The 4,955-nt window shown below is 41.1% G+C and carries 3 protein-coding genes; all 3 read right to left on the bottom strand.

The window, feature by feature from the left end; translation table 11 throughout:
* The coding region (gene rpoB, locus SMIDD26_RS09925) for a DNA-directed RNA polymerase subunit beta (protein ID WP_061439994.1) at positions 1 to 3,239 on the bottom strand (3,239 nt) is incomplete at its 3' end.
* 615 nt (positions 3,240 to 3,854) lie between these two features.
* The gene (locus SMIDD26_RS09930) at positions 3,855 to 4,334 is read right to left on the bottom strand and encodes a sigma-70 RNA polymerase sigma factor region 4 domain-containing protein (RefSeq protein ID WP_061439995.1); all 480 of its coding nucleotides are present in this window, start codon (positions 4,332 to 4,334) and stop codon (positions 3,855 to 3,857) included.
* A 120-nt stretch (positions 4,335 to 4,454) separates the two neighbouring features.
* On the bottom strand, positions 4,455 to 4,955 hold a 501-nt coding region (gene nusG / locus SMIDD26_RS09935), incomplete at its 5' end, for a transcription termination/antitermination protein NusG (protein WP_061439996.1).

A 4,955-nucleotide genomic window follows, 5' to 3' on the forward strand; every position in this document is an offset into this window, starting at 1 on the left:
TCAAGAGCCCAAACCTCCATCTCACCGAAACGTTGTCCACCAAACTGAGCTTTACCTCCGAGTGGTTGTTGGGTAACAGTTGAGTAAGGTCCGACTGAACGCGCGTGCAATTTATCGTCAACCATGTGGTGGAGTTTGATCATGTACATGACTCCGACAGAAACACGGTTATCAAATGGTTCACCCGTACGTCCATCGTAAAGAATTGTTTTGGCATCGCTATCCATACCAGCTTCTTTAACAGTTGACCAAAGGTCTTCAGAACTTGCTCCGTCAAAGACTGGTGTTGCGATATGAATACCAAGAGTACGAGCAGCCATACCAAGGTGGAGCTCCATAACCTGACCGATATTCATACGTGATGGCACCCCAAGTGGGTTCAACATGATATCGACTGGAGTTCCGTCTGGAAGGTAAGGCATGTCTTCTACAGGAACGATACGAGAGACAACCCCTTTATTTCCGTGACGTCCGGCCATCTTATCTCCGACCTTGATCTTACGTTTTTGAGCGATGTAGACGCGAACCAGCATGTTGACACCTGATTGCAACTCATCTCCATTTGCACGTGTGAAGATCTTAACATCACGAACGACACCATCGGCACCGTGTGGTACACGAAGAGAAGTATCACGCACTTCACGAGATTTATCTCCGAAGATAGCGTGCAAGAGACGTTCTTCAGCTGAAAGGTCTTTCTCACCCTTAGGTGTTACTTTACCTACAAGGATATCACCTTCTTTAACCTCAGCACCGATACGGATAATACCCATTTCGTCAAGGTCTTTAAGGGCATCTTCACCAACGTTTGGAATTTCACGAGTAATTTCTTCAGGTCCAAGCTTTGTATCGCGCGTTTCTGATTCGTATTCTTCAAGGTGAACAGATGTATAGACATCGTCTTTGACCAAGCGTTCGCTCATGATAACGGCATCCTCGAAGTTGTAACCTTCCCAAGTCATATAGGCAACGATTGGGTTTTGTCCAAGCGCCATTTCTCCATTTTCCATAGAAGGTCCGTCAGCGATGAAATCACCTGTTTCAACGACATCGCCAACTTTTACGAGAGTGCGTTGGTTGTAAGCAGTACCTGAGTTTGAACGACGGAATTTTTGGATGTGGTAAACGTCCAATGAACCATCTTCACGACGAACTTCTACCTTGTCAGCATCTGCATAGGTAACTTTACCATCATACTGAGCAATCACAGCAGCTCCTGAATCGTGGGCTGCTTGGTATTCCATACCAGTACCAACGTAAGGTGCCTGAGGATTGATCAATGGCACAGCCTGACGTTGCATGTTGGCTCCCATGAGGGCACGGTTGGAGTCATCGTTTTCCAAGAAAGGAATACATGCTGTCGCAACGGCAACTACCTGTTTTGGTGATACGTCCATGTAGTCAACAACATTAGCTGGATACTCTTGGTTGACCCCTTGGTGACGTCCCATGACAACTTTCTCAGCGAATGTTCCATCTTCATTCAGACGAGAATTAGCCTGTGCTACAGTAAATTCATCTTCTTCATCGGCTGTCAACCAAACGATTTCGTTCGTAACAACACCTGTTTCACGGTCAACTTTACGGTATGGTGTTTGAACAAAACCATACTTGTTCAAATGTCCGTAAGATGACAAGTTATTGATCAAACCGATGTTAGGTCCTTCAGGTGTCTCGATTGGACACATACGACCGTAGTGAGTGTAGTGCACGTCACGTACTTCATATCCAGCACGGTCACGTGTCAAACCACCAGGTCCCAAGGCTGACAAACGGCGTTTGTGAGACAACTCAGAAAGCGGATTGTGTTGGTCCATGAACTGTGACAACTGTGATGAACCAAAGAATTCTTTAACCGCAGCTGTTACAGGACGGATGTTGATGATTTGTTGTGGTGTCAAGACTTCGTTGTCCTGAACAGACATACGTTCACGGACATTACGTTCCATACGAGAAAGTCCAAGACGTACTTGGTTGGCAAGCAATTCACCAACCGCACGAATACGACGGTTTCCAAGGTGGTCGATATCATCTACACGGCCAAGTCCTTCAGCCAAGTTGAGGAAGTAGCTCATCTCAGCAAGGATATCTGCAGGAGTGACGATACGAACCTTGTCATCTGGATTAGCATTACCAATGATGGTTACAACACGGTCTGGATCAGTTGGAGCAACAACCTTGAATTTTTGAAGAACAACTGGCTCAGTCACAACGGCTGCATCATTCGGAATGTAAACAATCTTGTTCAAGTCGCCATCCAAATGGCTTTCAATGCTTTCAATCACACTACGAGTCATGATTGTACCAGCTTCTACCAAGATTTCTCCTGTTTCAGGGTCTACCAATGGCTCAGCAATGGTTTGATTGAGCAAACGTGTTTTAACATTGAGTTTTTTATTGATCTTGTAACGACCAACGGCTGCTAGGTCATAGCGACGTGGATCAAAGAAACGAGCTACAAGCAAGCTACGTGAGCTTTCAGCAGTCTTAGGCTCACCTGGACGAAGGCGTTCGTAAATTTCTTTCAAGGCTTCGTCTGTACGAGAATCCATTGGGTTCTTGTGGATATCTTTTTCAACAGTGTTGCGAACCAATTCGCTATCACCAAAGATATCAAAAATTTCATCATCACCTGAGAAACCAAGCGCACGAACCAAGGTTGTAAATGGAATCTTACGAGTACGGTCGATACGAGTGTAGGCGATATCTTTTGAGTCGCTTTCAAGCTCCAACCAAGCTCCACGGTTAGGGATAACCGTTGAACCGTAGCCCACTTTACCGTTCTTATCTACTTTGTCATTAAAGTAAACACCTGGCGAGCGAACCAACTGCGAAACGATGATACGTTCACCACCATTGATGATGAAAGTACCCATTTCTGTCATGATTGGGAAATCACCAAAGAAAACTTCTTGAGTTTTGATTTCGCCTGTTTCTTTATTGATCAAGCGGAAGGTTACAAAAATTGGTGCTGAGTAGCTAGCATCGTGGATACGAGCCTCTTCTAGCGTGTATTTTGGTTCCTTGATTTCATATCCAACAAATTCCAACTCCATCGTATCTGTGAAGTTTGAAATTGGCAATACATCTTCAAACACTTCCTTAAGACCATGGTCTAGGAAATCTTTGAATGAGTCAGTTTGAATTTCAATCAAATTTGGTAAGTCAAGAACTTCTTTGATTCTTGAAAAACTACGACGGGTACGATGTTTCCCGTATTGAACGTCATGTCCTGCCAAGATGATTCTCCTTTGTAAATAAGTTCCAAGCCTTGTCAAACAGGCTTTTCTAATCGTCATATGGTTTTAAAAACCCCTATCACCGTGTCCCCCTTGACGAATTTTCAGAATCTTTAAGTCTTTGTTACAAGTACTCAAAATCCTGAAAAAAAGCACAAAAAGAGCAGCTAAATCTGACTTTTTCAGAAGATTTAACTGCTGTGAGCCTTGTCTGGACAATATTTCAGACAAAACCTACGACAAATGATTACTCATATTATACCCTATTTAGCTAGATTTTTCAAGGGGATTAACGATTTTTTGACAAAATCTTTTCCTATAGAAAACTGTACTTCTTTGTTTTTCGAAATACCCTTAGCTTGTTTCGTACGGTAGGGTTCTCTTAGGATTTTTACCATTTCTTGAAAAGTACTTCTTTTATACTAGACTTGTTCGATATCTTTTCAGTTATAATATATATAGTTGTGGATTATTTTAGCTGATTTAAAGATACGAAAACTAAAAACTATGGCTAAGTTGGAACTAGCTTGTTTCTTAGCAGTTTTTCCTTTTCTAGGATACAGCAGATTCTGTTTGGTTAATCCAACTTTAGCAAGTTAGCTTTTCCAAATTTGATTATTTTAACCTGATGTCAAACTCTTTAAACACAATACGTAAGTCCTTTAGCACTCTTTGACGCCCTCGGAAGCGTTCATCTCTTAAGACGCGTTCTAGTTCTTCTTGTTTCTCTTTACTTTGTTTGCTTCTATAATTTTTTAATGTTTCATGAAAGAGATAATAATCGTCTAGCCAGAGACCTCCCTCACTTATACGATGACTGATTTCACCCACTTCTTCATAGGGTTCTTTATTATATCTTCGTTTGTGGCTTTCTTGCTTACGGATATAGTCTAAAATTCGATTTCGAAACTTGGTTTTGAAATATTTCCTTAAACGAGGGATATCTTCTACAAGCCCTTCTTCTCTACTGATCAATTCATGTAAGCAAATCATGCCTTCTTGGTCCCAATCCGATAGTTCCCATAAATGCAAGTAATATTCATTTCTACACTTGTATACAATTCCCTGAACTTCTTCATACAATTCTTTAAGCATAATCTTCCCCTTTCTAAATACAGTTTAACAAATCAAAAAGCTAATTTGGTTATTTCTCCCCATTCTGTTCCCTACACCGTCTAAACTGCACAAAAAAGAGAGGACAAGCCTCTCTCAGGGTTATAATTCTGCGATTTGGTTTAGGTTTACTTCTGCAACTGTGTCATTCCCAAACATAGAGATAATCATCTTCACTTTGTTATTATCAATTTCTGTAATCTTACCAGTGTAATCTGCAAAAGCACCTTCAATAATTCGTACAGTTTGACCAACCTCAACATCGAAATCAAATTCTTGAACAGTTTGTCCCATAGATATCAAAATGTCACGAATTTCTTGTTCCAATAATGGAGTTGGTTTTGATCTGTTCCCGTGTGATCCGACAAATCCTGTAACATTTGGTGTGTTTCGAACAACAAACCAAGCTTCATCTGTCATGACCATTTCTACAAGAACATAACCTGGAAAGCGATTTTCTTCTACTTCTTTTCTCTTTCCATTTTTTTCAACTTGCACTGTTTGTGTTGGAATTTCAACACGTAGAATATTATCCAACATATTGTAGGTTTGTGCACGTTGTAATAGATTTTCTTTTACCTTATTTTCATAACCAGAATAAGT

Source organism: Streptococcus mitis (assembly GCF_001579035.1).
GTDB classification, from domain to species: domain Bacteria; phylum Bacillota; class Bacilli; order Lactobacillales; family Streptococcaceae; genus Streptococcus; species Streptococcus mitis_J.

What these genes read in the sequence shown, in the direction of transcription:
- SMIDD26_RS09930 (WP_061439995.1), bottom strand. Translation starts at nt 4,334, where the DNA reads ATGCTTAAAGAATTGTATGAAGAAGTTCAGGGAATTGTATACAAGTGT.